Origin of the sequence: uncultured Umboniibacter sp. (genome assembly GCF_947497555.1) — a bacterium.
In the GTDB taxonomy this organism is placed as follows: Bacteria; Pseudomonadota; Gammaproteobacteria; order Pseudomonadales; family DSM-25080; genus Umboniibacter.
Genome location: NZ_CANMGY010000024.1, coordinates 1 through 1,239 on the forward strand (window position 1 = coordinate 1; position 1,239 = coordinate 1,239).

Genomic DNA, 1,239 nt, shown 5'->3' on the forward strand with positions numbered 1-1,239 from the left:
TGATAAGGCCTGAGAACTCTAGACACTTTTTATGGTAAATTAAGAACCATAGAAGTGAGGTAGAAATATGCCACGTGGCAGTCGTTATTCAGATGAGTTCAAACAAGAAGCAGTTAACCAAGTCACGGTAAATGGCTATCCTGTAAATGAGGTGGCCGGTCGTCTCGGCATCAGCACCAAGAGTCTTTATGATTGGATTAAGGTTTTCTCAAAGCCTGCTAAGCAGCGCGGTGAAGAAGCAGATCTCCAAGCGGAGAATGCTCGCCTAAAGAAGCAGTTACGCAGAGCTGAGCAGGAACGCGATATATTAAAGGAAGCCGCTCGGTTCTTTGCAAACGAGTCAAAGAAAGATACCGATTTATAAAATCTCGAACGGCTAAATACCCAGTAAGAATAATGTGTGCTGTGCTCAAAGTACACCCAAGCGGTTACTATGAGTGGCTTAGGAATCCGGTCTCAAACAGGGCTAAAGAAGATCAAAAGTTGGCACCCAAGATCAAGCAATATTGGCTCGAGAGTGGTTGTGTGTATGGATATCGCAACATACACAAGGACCTAACTGCTGATGGCATCGATTGTGGTCGCGACCGAGTGCTCCGGTTGATGCAAGAGTCCGGCATTAAGGCTGAGCGGGGCTACAACTCTCCACGCGGCATGTATGGCGGTAGCGTCGCGGAAGCTGCTCCCAATCATCTTAATCGCCAGTTTACGGTCACAAAGCCTAATGAGTGGTGGGTGTCAGACATCACCTACATCAAAACTCAAGAGGGCTTTTTGTTTGTCGCCGTTATTATGGATCTATTCTCACGGGCGATTGTTGGCTGGTCGATGGATAGTCGAATGAAGGAAGATCTTATTATGGACGCACTGATCGCCGCTTACTGGCGACGCAAACCACAAGATAAAGTGATGCTTCATTCAGACCAAGGCTCGCAATACAAAAGTGCTAACGTAAAACGACTATTAGCAGGTTTCAACATCACACCGAGTATGAGTCGCAAAGGAAATTGCTGGGATAATGCTGTAGCTGAGAGTTTTTTCGCCAACCTAAAGAAGGAACGGATAAAGCGAAAAATCTTCAAAACTCGGTCAGAAGCTAAACAGGATATATTTAATTATATTGAGATGTTCTACAATCCAACCAGGCGACACACCAACAATGATCGGATGTCGCCGAAGGCTTTCGAAACCGATTATTTTAAGCGCCTAGAAGGTGTCTAGAAAACTCAGGCCTTATCA

The 1,239-nt window shown here is 45.4% G+C and carries 1 protein-coding gene; it reads left to right on the forward strand.

Annotated features, from left to right (window positions below):
- Nucleotides 1–67: 67 nt before the first annotated feature.
- Nucleotides 68–1,221, forward strand: a protein-coding gene (locus tag Q0698_RS13225) for an IS3 family transposase (protein WP_298637160.1) whose coding sequence is annotated in 2 segments (ribosomal slippage) — nucleotides 68–317 and nucleotides 317–1,221 — 1,155 coding nt in all. Because the reading frame shifts where the segments join, the coding sequence is not laid out codon by codon here.
- Nucleotides 1,222–1,239 lie beyond the last annotated feature (18 nt).